Annotated in this window: 14 protein-coding genes; 9 read left to right on the top strand and 5 right to left on the bottom strand. The window is 68.7% G+C overall.

Annotated elements, in window-relative coordinates:
- Nucleotides 1-100 precede the first annotated feature (100 nt).
- Nucleotides 101-1282 carry an AI-2E family transporter gene (locus ASG64_RS02370; protein ID WP_082517996.1) on the top strand — a complete coding sequence of 394 codons (1182 nt, stop codon included), beginning with the start codon at nt 101-103 and terminating at the stop codon, nt 1280-1282.
- 3 nt (nt 1283-1285) lie between these two features.
- On the opposite strand, the gene ASG64_RS02375 is transcribed toward ASG64_RS02370, so the two are convergent.
- Both ASG64_RS02375 and ASG64_RS02380 read right to left on the bottom strand, forming a co-directional pair.
- The gene (locus ASG64_RS02375) at nt 1286-4267 is read right to left on the bottom strand and encodes an AAA family ATPase (RefSeq protein WP_082518299.1); all 2982 of its coding nucleotides are present in this window, start codon (nt 4265-4267) and stop codon (nt 1286-1288) included.
- Nucleotides 4264-5445 (bottom strand): exonuclease SbcCD subunit D, encoded by a 1182-nt coding sequence (locus tag ASG64_RS02380; protein WP_056069663.1) that lies wholly within the window; start codon nt 5443-5445, stop codon nt 4264-4266. Before ASG64_RS02380 ends, ASG64_RS02375 begins: the two co-directional genes overlap by 4 nt.
- A 79-nt stretch (nt 5446-5524) precedes the next feature.
- Here ASG64_RS02380 and ASG64_RS02385 point away from each other — a divergent pair, with 79 nt between their 5' ends.
- On the top strand, nt 5525-6667 hold the full coding sequence (locus ASG64_RS02385) for a DNA recombination protein RmuC (RefSeq protein ID WP_056069666.1): 1143 nt from the start codon (nt 5525-5527) through the stop codon (nt 6665-6667).
- A 56-nt stretch (nt 6668-6723) separates the two neighbouring features.
- Nucleotides 6724-7482 carry a DUF6542 domain-containing protein gene (locus ASG64_RS02390; protein ID WP_082517998.1) on the top strand — a complete coding sequence of 253 codons (759 nt, stop codon included), beginning with the start codon at nt 6724-6726 and terminating at the stop codon, nt 7480-7482.
- A 3-nt stretch (nt 7483-7485) separates the two neighbouring features.
- On the opposite strand, the gene ASG64_RS02395 is transcribed toward ASG64_RS02390, so the two are convergent.
- Nucleotides 7486-8529 carry a 4-hydroxy-3-methylbut-2-enyl diphosphate reductase gene (locus ASG64_RS02395; protein WP_042573594.1) on the bottom strand — a complete coding sequence of 348 codons (1044 nt, stop codon included), beginning with the start codon at nt 8527-8529 and terminating at the stop codon, nt 7486-7488.
- A gap of 86 nt (nt 8530-8615) precedes the next feature.
- Here ASG64_RS02395 and ASG64_RS02400 point away from each other — a divergent pair, with 86 nt between their 5' ends.
- Genes ASG64_RS02400 through ASG64_RS02410 form a run of 3 tightly spaced genes read left to right on the top strand, consistent with a single transcriptional unit; the run spans nt 8616 to nt 10752 of the window.
- Complete coding sequence (locus ASG64_RS02400) at nt 8616-9254, top strand: lipid droplet-associated protein (protein WP_056072507.1); 639 nt, start codon at nt 8616-8618, stop codon at nt 9252-9254.
- Entirely contained in the window at nt 9251-10504 is a 1254-nt protein-coding gene (gene xseA, locus ASG64_RS02405) for an exodeoxyribonuclease VII large subunit (protein ID WP_056069672.1), read from the top strand. The genes ASG64_RS02400 and xseA overlap by 4 nt, the downstream gene beginning before the upstream one ends.
- A gap of 35 nt (nt 10505-10539) precedes the next feature.
- On the top strand, nt 10540-10752 hold the full coding sequence (locus ASG64_RS02410) for an exodeoxyribonuclease VII small subunit (protein WP_056072510.1): 213 nt from the start codon (nt 10540-10542) through the stop codon (nt 10750-10752).
- 6 nt (nt 10753-10758) lie between these two features.
- On the opposite strand, the gene ASG64_RS02415 is transcribed toward ASG64_RS02410, so the two are convergent.
- Entirely contained in the window at nt 10759-11331 is a 573-nt protein-coding gene (locus ASG64_RS02415) for a DUF4245 domain-containing protein (RefSeq protein WP_082518000.1), read from the bottom strand.
- 192 nt (nt 11332-11523) lie between these two features.
- On the opposite strand from ASG64_RS02415, the gene glpX reads away from it, so the two are divergent.
- The 3 genes from glpX (at nt 11524) to ASG64_RS02430 (ending at nt 14499) form a co-directional block, all read left to right on the top strand.
- Nucleotides 11524-12564, top strand: a complete 1041-nt coding sequence (gene glpX, locus ASG64_RS02420) for a class II fructose-bisphosphatase (RefSeq protein WP_042573598.1) — start codon at nt 11524-11526, stop codon at nt 12562-12564.
- A gap of 47 nt (nt 12565-12611) precedes the next feature.
- A complete protein-coding gene (locus tag ASG64_RS02425) occupies nt 12612-14012 on the top strand; it encodes a class II fumarate hydratase (protein WP_042573599.1) in 1401 nt (466 codons plus the stop codon).
- A 76-nt stretch (nt 14013-14088) separates the two neighbouring features.
- Nucleotides 14089-14499 (top strand): hypothetical protein, encoded by a 411-nt coding sequence (locus ASG64_RS02430; protein ID WP_056069676.1) that lies wholly within the window; start codon nt 14089-14091, stop codon nt 14497-14499.
- Here ASG64_RS02430 and ASG64_RS02435 read toward each other — a convergent pair whose 3' ends face one another.
- Nucleotides 14500-15363 (bottom strand): acyl-ACP desaturase, encoded by an 864-nt coding sequence (locus ASG64_RS02435; protein WP_056069679.1) that lies wholly within the window; start codon nt 15361-15363, stop codon nt 14500-14502.
- Between the last annotated feature and the right edge of the window lie 56 nt (nt 15364-15419).

Raw genomic sequence — 15419 nt, forward strand, 5'->3', positions numbered from 1 at the left:
TCGGTCGCGTAACCACCATGACGAGAGGACTCACGTGAGCGAGAACGCGTCCACCTCGGCAACCGGGCGAGACAGAAGCGCACTGTTCGGATCAGGCGGGATGTGGCTGGCCAAATGGTCGGTCGTGATCGTGGTCCTGGCCGGGGCATTGTGGATCGGCGGCTGGGTGGTCGGTCAGCTGTGGGTCATCGTGCTCCCGGTGCTGCTCGCCCTGGTGGTCGCCACCGTCCTGTGGCCGCCCACGCGGCTCCTGCGACACGTGGGCTTCCCCCCGGCGCTCGCGGCGACGACGTCGCTGCTGGGCTTCCTCGCGGTTCTCGCCGGCGTCATCGCCTTCATCGTTCCGTCCGTGGCCAGTCAGGCGCCCGAACTGGCGGACAGCGCCACGCTCGGCGTCGCCCAGGTGCAGGACTGGCTCGAGGGTCCGCCGGTCAACCTGGACGACCAGCAGATCGACAATGCGGTGCAAGCCATCGGAACCCGACTGCAGGAGAGCGGGACCGCGATCGCGTCGGGCGTGTTCGCCGGAGTCGCCACAGCCGGGTCCATCCTCGTCACCCTCGGCCTCGTCCTGGTTCTGAGTTTCTTCTTCATCAAGGACGGACCGCGGTTCCTCCCCTGGCTGCACGGACTGGCCGGCCGCAAGGCGGGCGGTCACATCGCCGAGGTCCTCAGCCGCGTCTGGGACACCCTGGGCGGTTTCATCCGTACCCAGGCGATCGTGAGCGCCATCGATGCCGTCTTCATCGGCATCGGCCTGCTGATCCTGGGTGTGCCGCTGGCGCCGGTGTTGATGACGCTGACGTTCATCGGCGGCTTCATCCCGATCATCGGCGCGTTCGTCGCCGGCGCGCTGGCCGTCCTCGTCGCACTGGTCGCCAACGGACTGACGACTGCGATCATCGTCCTGGTCATCATCCTCGCGGTGCAGCAGATCGAAGGCAATGTGCTGCAACCGATCCTGCAGAGCAAGTCGATGAATCTGCACGCCGCCGTGGTGCTGCTGGCCGTCACGGCCGGTGGGTCCATCTTCGGCATCATCGGGGCGTTCCTCGCCGTACCGGTCGCCGCGGCTACCGCCGTGCTGCTGCGCTACATCAACGAGCAGATCGAGCTTCGGTCGGACGAGGATCCCGGAGCCAACGACATCGCGAAACTCGTTCACGACGACCTGGACGCCGACAAGGGCGACCCTCCCGTCGTGGTGCACGACGAAACGACCCGGTACGCGCCGGACCCGACACCGCACGACGACGACAAGGCCGAACCGGCGAAGGACTGACCGTCACACTGCCGCGTGCACCCGCACCGATGACCCGTGACGTTCGCGGATCACCTCGAGGCGAGAGGGCACCCGGTCGCGGATCTCGTCGACGTGGCTGACGATGCCCACCGTGCGACCCCCGGACCTCAGCTCGTCGAGCACTCCCATCACCGCGTCCAACGACCCCGCGTCGAGGCTGCCGAATCCCTCGTCGATGAACATCGTGTCGAGGGTGACTCCGCCCGCCTCGGCGGCGACGACATCGGCGAGACCCAGCGCCAACGACAGTGACGCGCAGAACGCTTCACCTCCGGACAGCGTGCCCGCCGACCGCACGACGCCGGTGTAGTCGTCGCGCACGTCCAGCCCGAGTCCGCCCCGCGTACCGCGCGGACCCACCTCGTCGGAATGCACGAACTCGTATCGGCCTTCCGACATCCGTCGGAACCTCACCGACGCCGCCGTGGCGACGTCCTCGAGTCGAGCGGCCAGGACGTAGGACCGCAACGACATCTTCCGCGAGTTCTGGCCTCGCCCGGCGACCACGTCGGCCAGGTTCTCCAGTTCTCGATGCTCGAGTCGCAACGGTCCGAGCACGTCGGAGGCCGCCCACAGCTCGGTGCCCAGGCCTTGCAGCGTGCGGCGCCGTCCTTCCGCGTCACTGTCGGCCGCGACGGCCGCGTCGACACGTGCACGCGACTCCTCCTCGGCGCGGTCGACGGGTGCCACATCGACGGGATCCCCCGACATCGCCTCGACCACCACGGGTTCGAGCAGGACGGCGGCCTGAGCCGACCTCTCCCGGTCGGCCTCCTGCAACGCCTTCTCGAGAGCAGTGCACCGCGCTGCGTCACGTACCGCGGCCAGCGCCTCGGCGGCACTTCCGAAACCCTGTCGTTCCGCCACGATCGCGACATCCGCGTCGGCGGAGGAGGCGCTGCGGTGCGCGGCGTCCGCGTCGCGACGAGCTTCTCGGAGCGTCTTCGTCGCGGCGATCGCGGCGTCGACGGCCGTGCGTCGTGCGACCGCGCTGCCGGACTCGCCCACCGCCGATGCGACGCGCGCCGTCGTCTCCGCGATCCGACGGTCGAGCGATGCGATCCGCTCCCCCGCCGCGGCCAGTTCTGCCGACGCCGTTCCGATGCGCGCATGGAGCGCGTGTACTTCCGTGTCGAGAGCGTCACGCGCGGCATCGAGGCGCGCGAGACGACCCGCCGATCGACGCGCTGCGTCCACGGCCGTCGTCGCCTCGTCCAGATCCGCCGTCAACTCCGCCGCGGACCTGTCGGCACACCGTGCCGCCACCTCGTCCTTCTCCCGCCGCAGCCGGTGCACGACGCTCTCGGCCGCGACCCTGTGCGACTCGACCTCGTCGGCCCGTCGGAGCGCACGGTCTTCGTCGGTCTTGCTGACCTGGTCCGGACCGCTGCTGGTGGGCGCCGGGTGCTCTGTCGCCCCGCACACCCCGCACGGCTGTCCGTCCACCAACTCACCGGCCAACTCGGCGGCGATGCCGTCGAGACGACGCTCGCGAAGGGCGAGCCAGGCAGTTCTGAGCTCCGCGTGGCTCTCGCGCAGGCGGTCGAACTCGGTGACCGCGGCCGCGAGACGCTCCGTGCAGCGCACGAGTTCGACATGGGCGGTCGCCGCGTCGACAGCGCTTCGGTGACGAGCCTCGAGGCTCTCCAGCGACGCGGCGGCCGCGACGCTCTCCCGATGCTCTGCGTCGAGGGTCAGGCGCTCCGCCGGTACGGCGGCCACGCGAGCACGAAGGCGTTCCAGCTCGTCCGTGAGGGTATCGACGAGCGCCACGGCTCGGCCTCGATCACGCTGCGCTGCAGCACGATCAGCCTCGTCCGCCGCGACACTGTCGAGTACCGCGCACTCGCCGCTCCACCGGTGGACCGCGGCGTCGAGCGTCTCCGGGTCCGTCGGCGCCGGGGGCCATGACAACACCTGGAGCAACGATGCGGCATCGGTGCGAGAGGCAGCGCTTTCCGCTCGCGTGAGAGCGGTGGCCGCGAGATCGGCACGGTGACGCTCGCGCTCCGCCGTCTCCGCGTGCCGGCGCACGTCGTCGGCGCGCCGAGCGTGGTCGAGTTCGGCCGCCATCGCCACTCGCTCGGCCGCCGAGGCGTCGAGGGCCGCCAGCCGAGCCTGCGCGGCAACCCCACGATCCCGTGCGTCCCTACGGCGATGCGCATCCCTCGCTGCCAGGCGACGTACCTCGTGATCGGCACGGGCTTCCCGTAACTCCTCCGACCGTGTCGACGCGTCCTTCCGGGCGACGTCGAGCAGGTCCGTCGCCCACTCGACGACGTCGGTACCGACGAACAACGGCTCCCCCGCCGCACTCGCAATCTGCGCAGCGATCCTGTCCAACGACGCGGACTTGCCCGCCAGACGTTCGGCACTCTCGCGTCGTCGCTCCTGGAACCAGGTCTCGATGTCTCGGAAGCGGTCGGTGTCGAACAACTGCTCGAGCAGCGCCCCTCGGTCCTCGTTCTTCGCGCGCAGGAACCGCGCGAAGTCGCCCTGCGGCAACAGGACGACCTGGAAGAACTGATCCACGCGCATGCCGAGGAGGCGCTCCACTTCCAGGGCGATCTCGTCGATTCGCGACAGATTCTCGCTGCGGCCGTCGTGCCACGTCAGCGTCGCCTTCGCGTTCTGCTTCGTCGTCCCGACTCCGCGGAGCTTGGGGCGCAGGTACTCCGGGTGCCGGACAAGGGTGAGCCTGCGGCCCCCGAGGGTGGCCTGGAGCTCCACGCGCGGGACCACCCCGGGTGCAGCGTGGTCGGACAGCAACCTCTTGTTCTCACGTCGGGAACCCGGAAGCACGCCGTAGAGCGCGAACGCGACGGCATCGAGAACGGACGTCTTCCCCGCACCCGTGGGACCGTGCAGCAGGAACAATCCGTCGGCGCCGAGCTGGTCGAAGTCCACCTCCACGGTGCCGCCGAACGGACCGAATGCGGTGACGGACAACGAGTGCAGTCTCATGCCGATCTCATCCACTCGACGTCCGGCGCCGCGGTCGACGAATCATCCTGCGCAGACACCGATTCGACGGCACTGCCGAGAAGTGCCGCTTCGGTCGGCGTCGGCTCGCTGCGCACATCGGACAGGAAGCTGGTCAGGACGGCACCGTCCGAACGCCCGACCACCTTGTCCCGGTACCGGCCGGAGTCGACTCCCGGGGGCCGCTTCCATTCCAGATGTACCGCATGGGGGAATCGGCCCTGGAGACGACGCATCGCGTCCACGGGCCGCACCGCGTCGGTCAGTACAGCCGAGATGTACTGACCCACGTACGATTCGAACTCCTCGGATTCGCACAGCTCGTCGAGGGTGCCCTCGAGGACGGCGAGGCCGCGGACGATCGGAAGCTCCATCCGCGTGACGACGCGGTGTCCCTCCCCGTCGATGTCGATCATCCACGCGGCCTTGCGATGTGAGCGCTCCCCGAACGAGTAGGGCAGCGGCGACCCCGAGTACCGGATGTGGTCGTCGATGGTCTGCGGGGAATGGAGGTGGCCCAGCGCCACGTAGTCGACTCCGGAGAAGGTCGACGCCGGCACCGTCTCGACGCCGCCGACGGAGATCGACCTCTCGGAACCCGTACCCTCGCCGCCGATCACGAAGGCATGGGCGAGCACGACCGACCGGGTTCCCGCGTCACGCGTGGCGAGGTCCGCATCGATGCGACCCATGGCCGCCGCGAGAACCGCGGCGTGCGAACGCGCGTCGGGAACTCCGAGCTGGGTCCGCGTGGCATCCGGTTCCAGGTAGGGAATTCCGTAGAACGCGACCTCTCCGTGCTCGTCGGAGAGCACGACGGGCCGATCGACGGCATCGACGGTGGTGAACAGATGCAGTCCACCGGCCGCGGCGAACGCGGAGCCCGCCCCGAGGCGCGCAGGGGAATCGTGGTTGCCCGACGTCGCGACGATGACGGCGCCCGCGTCACGGATTGCCTCGAACGCCCTGTTGCACAACCGAACGGCGTCGGCGCTGGGAACGGCACGGTCGTAGATGTCTCCGGGAATCACGACGACGTCCACCTGATTCTCCGCGACGATGGAGGCGACGGCCTCGAGCGCACGCCGCTGATCGGCCAGCAGGTCGACACCGTGGAAGGTGCGCCCGATGTGCCAGTCCGAGGTGTGCAGGATTCTCATGTCGCCGACGCTAACGGAGGCCTACGACAAAGTTGCTCGGCGCGAAGGTGTGTCGGTGCCTCGGTTCATAGTGAGCCCCATGACCGCCATCACTGCCGTGACAGTCCTCGTCACCCTTCTCCTCGGCATCGCGCTGGGCTGGTGGCTACGCGCCGCCCGGGGCGAGGTGGAGCTCGCCCGCGCCGGTGAGCGCCTCGCCGTCTCCGCGGACAACGAGGAGACGTTGCGGCGTTCCCTGTCGCTGCTGAACGAGGACTCGGCGCGTCGGCACTCGGGCGCCATCGGCCAGCAGGTCTCGCATCTGGTGGAACCTCTCCGCGATGCGGTCGACTCGCTGGAGGAGCACGTGAGGGTCGTCGAGCGCGATCGGGTGCATGCCTATGCCGGTCTGTCCGAGCAGGTGGCCGGCATGCACCGCGCCTCTCGGCAGTTGGCGTCGCAGACCGATCAGCTGGTCACCGCACTGCGTGCGCCGCAGATCCGCGGTCGATGGGGTGAGATCCAACTCGAACGGGTGGTGGAGTTGGCAGGGATGACACGACACTGCGACTTCGACACGCAGGTGACCGCCGACGGTGTCCGTCCCGACCTCGTCGTCAGGCTGGCCGGCGGCAAGAGCATCGTGGTCGACGCGAAGGTGCCGCTCGTGGCGTTCCTCGACGCCAGCGCGGAACAGGACCCGGAGACCATCGATCGACACCTCGAGCGTCATGCGAAGCACTTGCGGACCCACGTCGATCAGTTGGCCGACAAGAGGTACTGGCGGTCCTTCGACCCGTCTCCCGAGTTCGTCGTCCTCTTCGTCCCCGGCGATCCGTTCCTCGATGCCGCGCTCACCCGCGACCGCGGGCTTCTCGAGCACGCGTTCTCCCGCAATGTGGTCCTGGCCACGCCGACCACGTTGATCGCCCTGCTGCGCACCGTCGCCTTCACGTGGAAACAGGATGCCCTCGCGGAGGACGCGGCGCGGGTGCGCGTGCTGGGACGCGAGCTCTACGAACGACTGGGAACGGTCGGAGCGCACGTCGATCGCCTCGGTTCCCAGTTGGGAAAGGCCGTCGACTCGTTCAATGCGGCGGCCGGTTCCCTGGACACCCGCGTGTTCGTGACCGCGCGCAAACTGCACGAGATGTCGCTGTTCGAGGGGGAACCACCGCACGTCACCCCGGTCGATCAGCGTCCGCGCACCATGTCCACGACCGCGACGGGGATCACTCCGTAGTGGTGTCGCGGGCATGCCGACGACGCAACGGCGTGAATCAACGCTAATCTCGCAGTGTGTCCACTAGTCAACGCGCACGATCGGGAGTGCCTCTCGACCAACGCTCCGCGTTGCCCTCGGTACCCGGCATCCCCGCATGGGGCGCCGTCGCGGTCGCGGTAGGAGCAGTTGTCCTCGGCTTCCTCGTCGACGCCATGCGCGTCGGCGAACTCTCGTCCACCTTCGCTGTGCTCTACGTTCTCGGGTCGCTCATCGCCGTCGTCGTGGTCCGCCATCGCGGCCTGTTCACGGCCATGGTGCAACCGCCGATCATCATGTTCCTCGGCGTACCCCTCGCGTACCAGCTCACCACCGAGGATGCGGGAACGTCCATCAAGGACGTCGTACTGAACGTGGCGGTCCCGTTGGTGGACCGTTTCCCGCTGATGCTGCTGACCACACTGCTGGTGCTGGGAGTCGGCGGGGCGCGACTCGCACTCGATCGTCGGCCGCGCCCCATCTCGAAGCCCGCACCGCGGTCCCGCCCGGCAGCGGCCAAGTCCGCGGCCAAGGCCCGGCCCACGACCGATCAGCGCGCAGCAACGCCGCGCAACGAGAGCCCGCGCACCCGATCCGGCGAACGGCGTCGGGCTCGCCCGGAGGTCAGGGACACCGCGAGCGAACCCCGTCACGATCGCACTCGGCGCGAACGGCCCCAGGCTCCCCGTGAAGATCCCGGGTACACCCGGCCGACCGGCTACGAACCGCGACGCACGGGTGCGGAGAATCTGTCTCCGTACCCCGCGCCGCAGGTGCGGTACCGCGACCGGGACTGAGTTCTAGACCCGGCTACTGGTCCGCAGCTCGCGGGGCAGCGAGAAGACCAACGTCTCGTTGGCGGTGGTCACCGACTTCACGTCCGTGTACTCGTGCTTCTCCAGCAGGTCCAGCACACCGCGTACCAGCACCTCGGGAACCGACGCGCCGGACGTGATGCCGACGGTGCGGACACCGTCGAGCCACGACAGGTCGACGTCCTTCGCGTAGTCGACCAGGTAGCTCGCGCGCGCGCCGGCAGCCAGGGCGACCTCGACGAGGCGGACCGAGTTCGAGGAGTTGGTGGAACCCACGACGATCACCAGGTCGCACTCGGGCGCCATAGCCTTGACCGCCACCTGCCGGTTCTGGGTGGCGTAGCAGATGTCGTCGCTGGGCGGATCCTGCAGGTTGGGGAACTTCTCCCGGAGTCGCGCGACGGTGGTCATGGTCTCGTCGACGCTGAGCGTGGTCTGGGAGAGCCAGATGACCTTGTTCTCGTCGCGCACGGTGACGGCGTCCACGGAGTCCGGACCGTCGACGACCTGCACGTGCTGGGGTGCCTCACCTGCAGTGCCCTCGACCTCCTCGTGCCCCTCGTGGCCGATGAGGAGGATGTCGAAGTCGTCGCGGGCGAACCGCTTCGCTTCCTGGTGCACCTTGGTCACCAGCGGGCACGTCGCGTCGATGGTGCGCAGGTTCTTGGCGGCAGCGGATTCGTGGACCGCGGGTGAGACACCGTGCGCGGAGAACACGAGGAGCGCACCGTCCGGCACCTCGTCGGTCTCGTCGACGAAGATCACTCCCTGGTCGGACAGCGTGTCGACGACGTGGCGGTTGTGCACGATCTCCTTGCGCACGTAGATCGGCGCACCGTGCTTCTCCAGTGCCTTCTCCACGGTCTCGACGGCGCGGTCCACGCCTGCGCAGTAGCCGCGCGGCTCGGCGAGCAGGACCCGCTTGGGGCCGTCGTACGCCTTCCCGGGAACGGTCGGACGCGCGATTCCCAGGTCGAGGGGGATCGCCGAGGACGCGGTGGCAGAGGACGAGGGAACAGCCGAAGACATATCACGAGGATACGTGGTGCGGAGTGGCCGGCGCTTCCCGCGCACGTCGACTGGGAAAAAGCCGCGCCGTGGGGCACTCTGGGACCATGATTCGTCCTCCGTTCGCAGCCCGCGTCGCGCTCGGGATCGCCGTGACCGTCGTCGAAGAAGCGCGACGTCTGCCCACCACGGCCATCTCCCTGCCCATGACGGCGGTCAGCGAAGTCCTGCAGACCGCGATGCGGCTCCAGCAGACGGTGACCGAGCTGGCCATCAAGGGCGACCAGGTGTTCTCGCTCATCGGAGCTCGCCCGGAGGAGACGGCGTCCTGGGCGACGTTCGACGAGGACGACGACGGGCTGCCCGGCCGCTACACCGACGTGCCGCTGACGTCCGAACCGCTCTCGACGGACCCGGAGCCGGTCGGAGACATGGCGGGCGAGATCGACGTGCCCAACCCCGGTGCCCCCGCGGGACGCTTCGCGCTGTACTCGACTCCCCCGTCCGAGATCGAGACGGTCGACGCCGGGCCTGGTCCCGTGCTGTCCACCGCGCCTGCGAAGGCGCCCGAGATCGTGGAATACCTCGACTACGACGCGCTGACGCTGGCGCAGCTTCGTGCCCGGCTGCGGACGTTGTCCGTGGAGGATCTGTCGTCGCTCCTCGATTACGAGGTCTCCTCGGCCGACCGCGCGCCGTACCGCACGATGCTCGAGAACCGCATCACCACCGCCCGGGCCAAGTGACCTCTCCCCCGTCCGCCGCCCCCTCGAGCACGGCCGAGAACCCACTACCGGTTCGCACGGTGGCCACGAAAGTCGCCGGATGGATCGACCGGCTGGGAAGCGTGTGGGTCGAGGGCCAGATCACGCAGATCTCGGTGCGCCAGGGCACGCGAACTGCGTTCCTGACTCTGCGGGATCCGTCGGCGGACATGTCGCTGTCGGTCACCTGTTCGCCGATGCTGATCCAGAATTCCCCCGTGCAGCTGGTCGAGGGCGCGCGCGTGATCATGTACGGCAAGCTGTCGTTCTTCACCGGTCGCGGGACGTTGTCGCTGCGCGCCACGGAGATTCGCGCAGTGGGCGTCGGCGAACTCCTCGCACGCATCGAACGGCTCCGAGCCCTCCTCGCCGCCGAGGGACTGTTCGATCCGCGCCTGAAGCGCCCCCTCCCCTTCCTGCCCCGGACCGTCGGCCTCATCACCGCACGGGCGAGCGCAGCCGAACGCGACGTGCTGAGCGTGGCTCAGCGCCGATGGCCCGCCGTGACGTTCGAGGTTCGCAACACGCCTGTGCAGGGGCCGTCCGCGGTGCCCGGCATCGTGCGTGCGCTGGCCGAACTGGACAAGGACCCCGCGGTCGACGTCATCGTGCTCGCCCGCGGCGGCGGCAGCGTCGAGGACCTGCTGCCGTTCTCCGACGAGGCTCTGTGTCGGGCCATCTCCGTGGCGACCACACCCGTGGTGAGCGCCGTGGGACACGAGCCGGACAGCCCCCTCAGCGACTACGTCGCCGATCTGCGCGCCGCGACTCCTACCGACGCCGCCAAGCTGGTGGTTCCCGACGCCGTCGCGGAACTGGAGCTGATCGGCGAACTGCGGAGTCGCAGCGCCGCCGCGCTACGGAGTTGGGTGCAACGCGAGACGCGGGCACTCGACGCGATGCGGCAACGTCCCGTCCTCGCCGATCCCCTGTCCGCGATCGACCGTCGGCACGCGGAGATCTCCGAGATGCGCCGCGTCGTCCGCCGGGACGTCGATCGGGCGGTGGCCGGGGAGAGCACGGCCGTCGGACACATGCGGGCCCGGCTGACGACGCTCGGACCGGCCGCGACCTTGGCTCGCGGGTACTCGGTCGTGCAGCGGGTCGTCGCCGGATCGGATCCCGAGGTGGTGCGGTCCGTCGAGGAGGTGGCGCCGGGCACTCAACTGCGCATCCGTGTCGCGGACGGCGCCGTCACCGCCGTGGCCATGGGTCGTAGCGGCTCCACCTGACGAGTCTGTCGGGGCGGTCGGGAACAATGGGTGTCATGAGCGAGACGACGCCGGTCACCGACCTGGGATACGAAGACGCGCGGGACGAACTGGTCGACGTGGTCAAGTTGCTCGAGCAGGGCGGCCTCGACCTCGACGCGTCCTTGGCGCTGTGGGAGCGCGGCGAGGCGCTCGCGACCCGCTGCGAGGAGCACTTGGCCGGCGCGCGCACCCGCATCGAGAAGGCGCTGGCGCGCGACGAGGACTGACCGCGCTCAGCGGGGAGCGAGAACCTTTGCCGACGCGACAGCTGTGGCCAGCGCGACGAACTCGTCCTGCGATCCCGATCCGGTCACCAGCACGCGCGCATCGCCCAGATCCGCGACCCAGTACGGCTCGGTCGCGTCGTTTCCGTACACGACCCAGTTGACGTTCGCGATGGTCTCGGCGCCGCCGGCGGACACCTGCGAGCTGTCGGCCTTGAAACGCACCAACTCGTCCTCCGTGGCGTCGCTCTGAGTGAGCGAAAGGTAGCTGCCCGCGCCGGTGACGTACCCGACGGTGCTGGCGTCGGACCCCGACCCGGTGACGGGGGGCCTGCTCGCGGAGTTCGGAATCCACTCCGCGGGTACCTGCGGTTGACGGATGGGGAACGGCAACGCGTTCGCGTCGGCTTGCAGGGATGCACCGACGTCGATGCGAGGAACCTCACCCGCTTCCGGGCCGCCGACACGCAGCGAACACTGTCCGGCGATGGCCGCGATCACCAGGCACGCGAGAAGCAGCGGGATCAGGGACCAAGCCATGTCCTTGTTGTTCTGCAGAATCCTGGGTTTCTTGTCGGCCACGACTCCAGTATCGCACCGTGCGCGGCGGTGCCCGCCATCCCTGCAGTTCGGCGGCTCACCCGAGAGTCCGCAGCCATGCCGCTAGTGCGACAATCACGACGAGTCTTTTCGCCCGAGTCGATGTTCATCCGGTGCGGACGACGCCCCGACACGGGCTGCGGACCGCGCCACGCGCCAGGAGGCAGCAGTCACATGACGGCCAGCACAGACAGTCCCACGCACATGGCGCCAGATCGCAACCTGGCTCTCGAGCTCGTCCGCGTCACCGAGGCCGGGGCGCTCGCGTCCGGTCGCTGGGTGGGTCGCGGCGACAAGGAAGGCGGCGACGGCGCTGCGGTCGACGCGATGCGTCAGCTGGTCAGCTCGGTCTCCATGCGCGGAGTCGTCGTCATCGGTGAGGGCGAGAAGGACGAAGCGCCCATGCTCTACAACGGCGAGCAGGTGGGCAACGGCAACGGTCCGGAGGTCGACTTCGCCGTCGATCCCGTGGACGGCACCACGCTGATGGCCAAGGGCATGCCCAATGCCATCTCCGTTCTGGCAGTGGCCGAGCGCGGCGCCATGTTCGACCCGTCCGCCGTGTTCTACATGGAGAAGATCGCCGTCGGCCCCGACTACGCCGACGCCATCGACATCACCGCTCCCGTGGCCGAGAACATCGCGCGCATCGCCAAGATCAAGAAGGGGTCGTCCTCGGACGTCACCGTGTGTGTGCTCGATCGGCCCCGCCACCTCGAGCTGATGCAGCAGATCCGCGACACGGGTGCACGCATCCGCCTCATCTCCGACGGTGACGTCGCCGGCGCCATCGCGGCCGCTCGTCCCGATTCGGGCACCGACATCCTGATCGGTACCGGTGGCACCCCCGAGGGCATCATCGCCGCGGCAGCCATGCGCTGCATGGGTGGAGCACTTCAGGGCCGCCTCGCCCCCACCGACGACGCGGAACGCCAGAAGGCCGTCGATGCCGGCCACGACCTCGATCGCATCCTCAACACCACCGACCTCGTGTCGGGCGAGAACGTCTTCTTCACCGCGACGGGCGTCACCGACGGCGACCTGCTGCGCGGAGTCCGCTACTCCGGCGGCGGCGCGTACACGCAGTCCATCGTCATGCGCTCCAAGTCCGGCACCGTGCGCATGATCGACGCGTACCACCAGCTGAACAAGTTGCGGGAGTATTCCTCCGTGGACTTCGACGGCGACACCTCCGGCGCCGTCCCGTCCTTCTGACGCGCGCACTCCCGAATTTCCCACCACCGACTCGAGGCACGAGGTACATGACAGACAACGATCAGCAGTTCCGCATCGAGCACGACACCATGGGTGAGGTCCGCGTCCCGATCGACGCGCTCTGGCGTGCGCAGACCCAGCGCGCGGTGGAGAACTTCCCCATCTCGGGCCGCCCGCTCGAGCGCACCCAGATCCGTGCGATGGGCCTGCTCAAGGCAGCGTGCGCCCAGGTGAACAAGGACCTCGGGCTCCTCGACGCGGACAAGGCCGACGCCATCATCGCGGCGGCCGGCGAGATCGCCGACGGCAAGCACGACGACCAGTTCCCGATCGATGTGTTCCAGACCGGGTCGGGCACCAGCTCGAACATGAACGCCAACGAGGTCATCGCGAGCATCGCGAAGAACGCCGGCGTCGACGTGCACCCCAACGACCACGTCAACATGTCGCAGTCGTCCAACGACACCTTCCCCACCGCGACGCACGTGGCCGCCACCGAAGCCGCCGTCACCAGCCTGATCCCCGCGCTGGAGTACCTGCACGCTGCACTCGCTGCCAAGGCCACCGAGTGGAAGACCGTCGTCAAGTCCGGTCGCACCCATCTCATGGACGCTGTGCCCGTCACCCTCGGACAGGAGTTCGGCGGTTACGCGCGGCAGATCGAAGCCGGCATCGAGCGAGTCGAGGCCACCCTGCCCCGTCTCGGTGAACTGCCCATCGGCGGCACCGCTGTCGGTACCGGTCTGAACGCACCCGACGGTTTCGGACCGAAGGTCGTGGCCGAGCTGGTCAAGTCGACCGGTGTCGATGCCCTGACACCCGCCAAGAATTCGTTCGAGGCACAGGCCGCTCGTGACGGTCTGGTCGAGGCGTCCGGTTCGCTGCGCACCATCGCCGTGTCGCTGACCAAGATCGCCAACGACATCCGCTGGATGGGATCGGGCCCGCTGACCGGTCTCGGCGAGATCAGTCTCCCCGACCTGCAGCCCGGCAGTTCGATCATGCCCGGCAAGGTCAACCCGGTGCTGCCGGAAGCCGCCACGCAGGTCGCCGCGCAGATCATCGGCAACGACGCCGCCATCGCCTGGGGCGGCGCAGCCGGTGCCTTCGAGCTCAACGTCTACATCCCGATGATGGCGCGCAACCTGCTCGAGTCGTACACGCTCCTCGCCAACGTCTCGCGTCTGTTCGTCGACAAGTGCGTCGACGGTCTGGTCGCGAACGAGGAGCACCTCAAGCAGTTGGCGGAGTCCTCGCCGTCCATCGTCACCCCGCTGAACAGTGCGATCGGGTACGAAGAGGCGGCAGCCGTCGCCAAGCAGGCACTCAAGGACAAGAAGACCATCCGCGAGGTCGTCCTCGAGCGTGGTCTGGTTCCCGAGAAGCTGTCCGAGGCCGAGCTGGACAAGCGCCTCGACGTTCTCGCCATGGCGAAGGTCCAGGACTGATCCGACTCCCCCGATTTCCCCCTACTGCGCGCGAAATGCGCGTGGTAGGGGCTTCGGAGGAGGATCGTCTCGGCTCATGAGACGTACTGCAGGAGCAATCATCGGCGCCACCGCTGCGGTCGGCGCAGCACTGGCCGCACCGACCCTCGCGTCGGCCGGGCCCGTTCCGGACGGTGTCTACATCGGCACGACACCGCAGGGCGCGCCCGTTCCGCTCTGGGACGGCAAGACCATCACCGGCGACACCACCGTGAACCGGTTGCTGGGCGTGAACGCGATTCCGGGTGACGTCTATCGTGCGCCGAGCATCGCGGGCGGGGGCGACGTGGTCCACGTCGACTACTCCCGGCTGTCCCCTGCCTTCGGCGCCGTGTTCCACGACGAGATGACGCAGGACGCGGTGAACCCGAACCGGTGGAACGGCACCGTGTACTTCGTCGGGGCCGGTCAGCCCATCGAGGTAGGGGCTTTCGCCATCACCCGGTGATCAGGATGCGGTGCTGAGCGCCGCGTTCAACTCGGCGCGGGCAGCGAGTCCGTCCTCACCCAGGCCTTCGAGTCCGAAGACGTTCCACGCCTCGAGCAGAGGGGCGACGACCTGGTCGCGCTGCACCGTGCTGTCGTACAGCCCTGCCTCGGCGAGCAGTTCGGTGCTGTTGCCACGGCCGGGAAGTTCGACGGACGGCAGTGCGAACGACGCGACGGTGTCGGCGATGGCACGGATCGCGCCGTCGGCGTCGACGCGGATGGCGGCATTCACCAGGTCGACGAACAGCGTGGTCTGCAGGTCGTCGTCCTGGGCGATGCGATCGAAGATGCTCGCGAGCAGCGGATCCTGCGCCACCGACGCCGACATGCGATGGCGGACGGTCGCAGCACGCTCGTCCAGGGCGAACTTGGCCAGGATGTGCAGGACGTGCAGCGACGGTGCCGAGTACCCGGACGTCATGTGCTCGATGCGCACGCGCTCGAGTTCGACGGGGTCCACCGCACGCGTCGTCATCAGGTAGTTCCGCAGGACGATGGCGTGCCGGAACTCCTCGGCGGTCCAGCGTCCGAGGAGCTTCCACCACGTGTCGTTGCTGCGCAGGGCGAACGCGAGATCGCGGTGGTACTCGGGCAGGTTGTCCGCGAGCAACACCCCGAGGGTGGCGCCGAGCACGTCGACGTCGCCGAGGGTGACCTGGTCCGAGGACCAATCCTCGCCGCCGAGGAACGCGAAGTTCCTGCCGGAGTCCCACGGCACGTACTCGTGAGGCTGCCAGTCCTGCGCGGCGTCGATGTGCTTCTGCAGCGCCTGCGCGGCGTCGACTTCGAGCTCACTCAACAGGTCCTGGTCACTCTTCGGCATCACAGCAGCATAACGGCACGTGACGGGGGCAACGAACGATCCGACCTGCTCGGGAC

Source organism: Rhodococcus sp. Leaf247 (assembly GCF_001426185.1).
GTDB lineage: Bacteria > Actinomycetota > Actinomycetes > Mycobacteriales > Mycobacteriaceae > Rhodococcoides.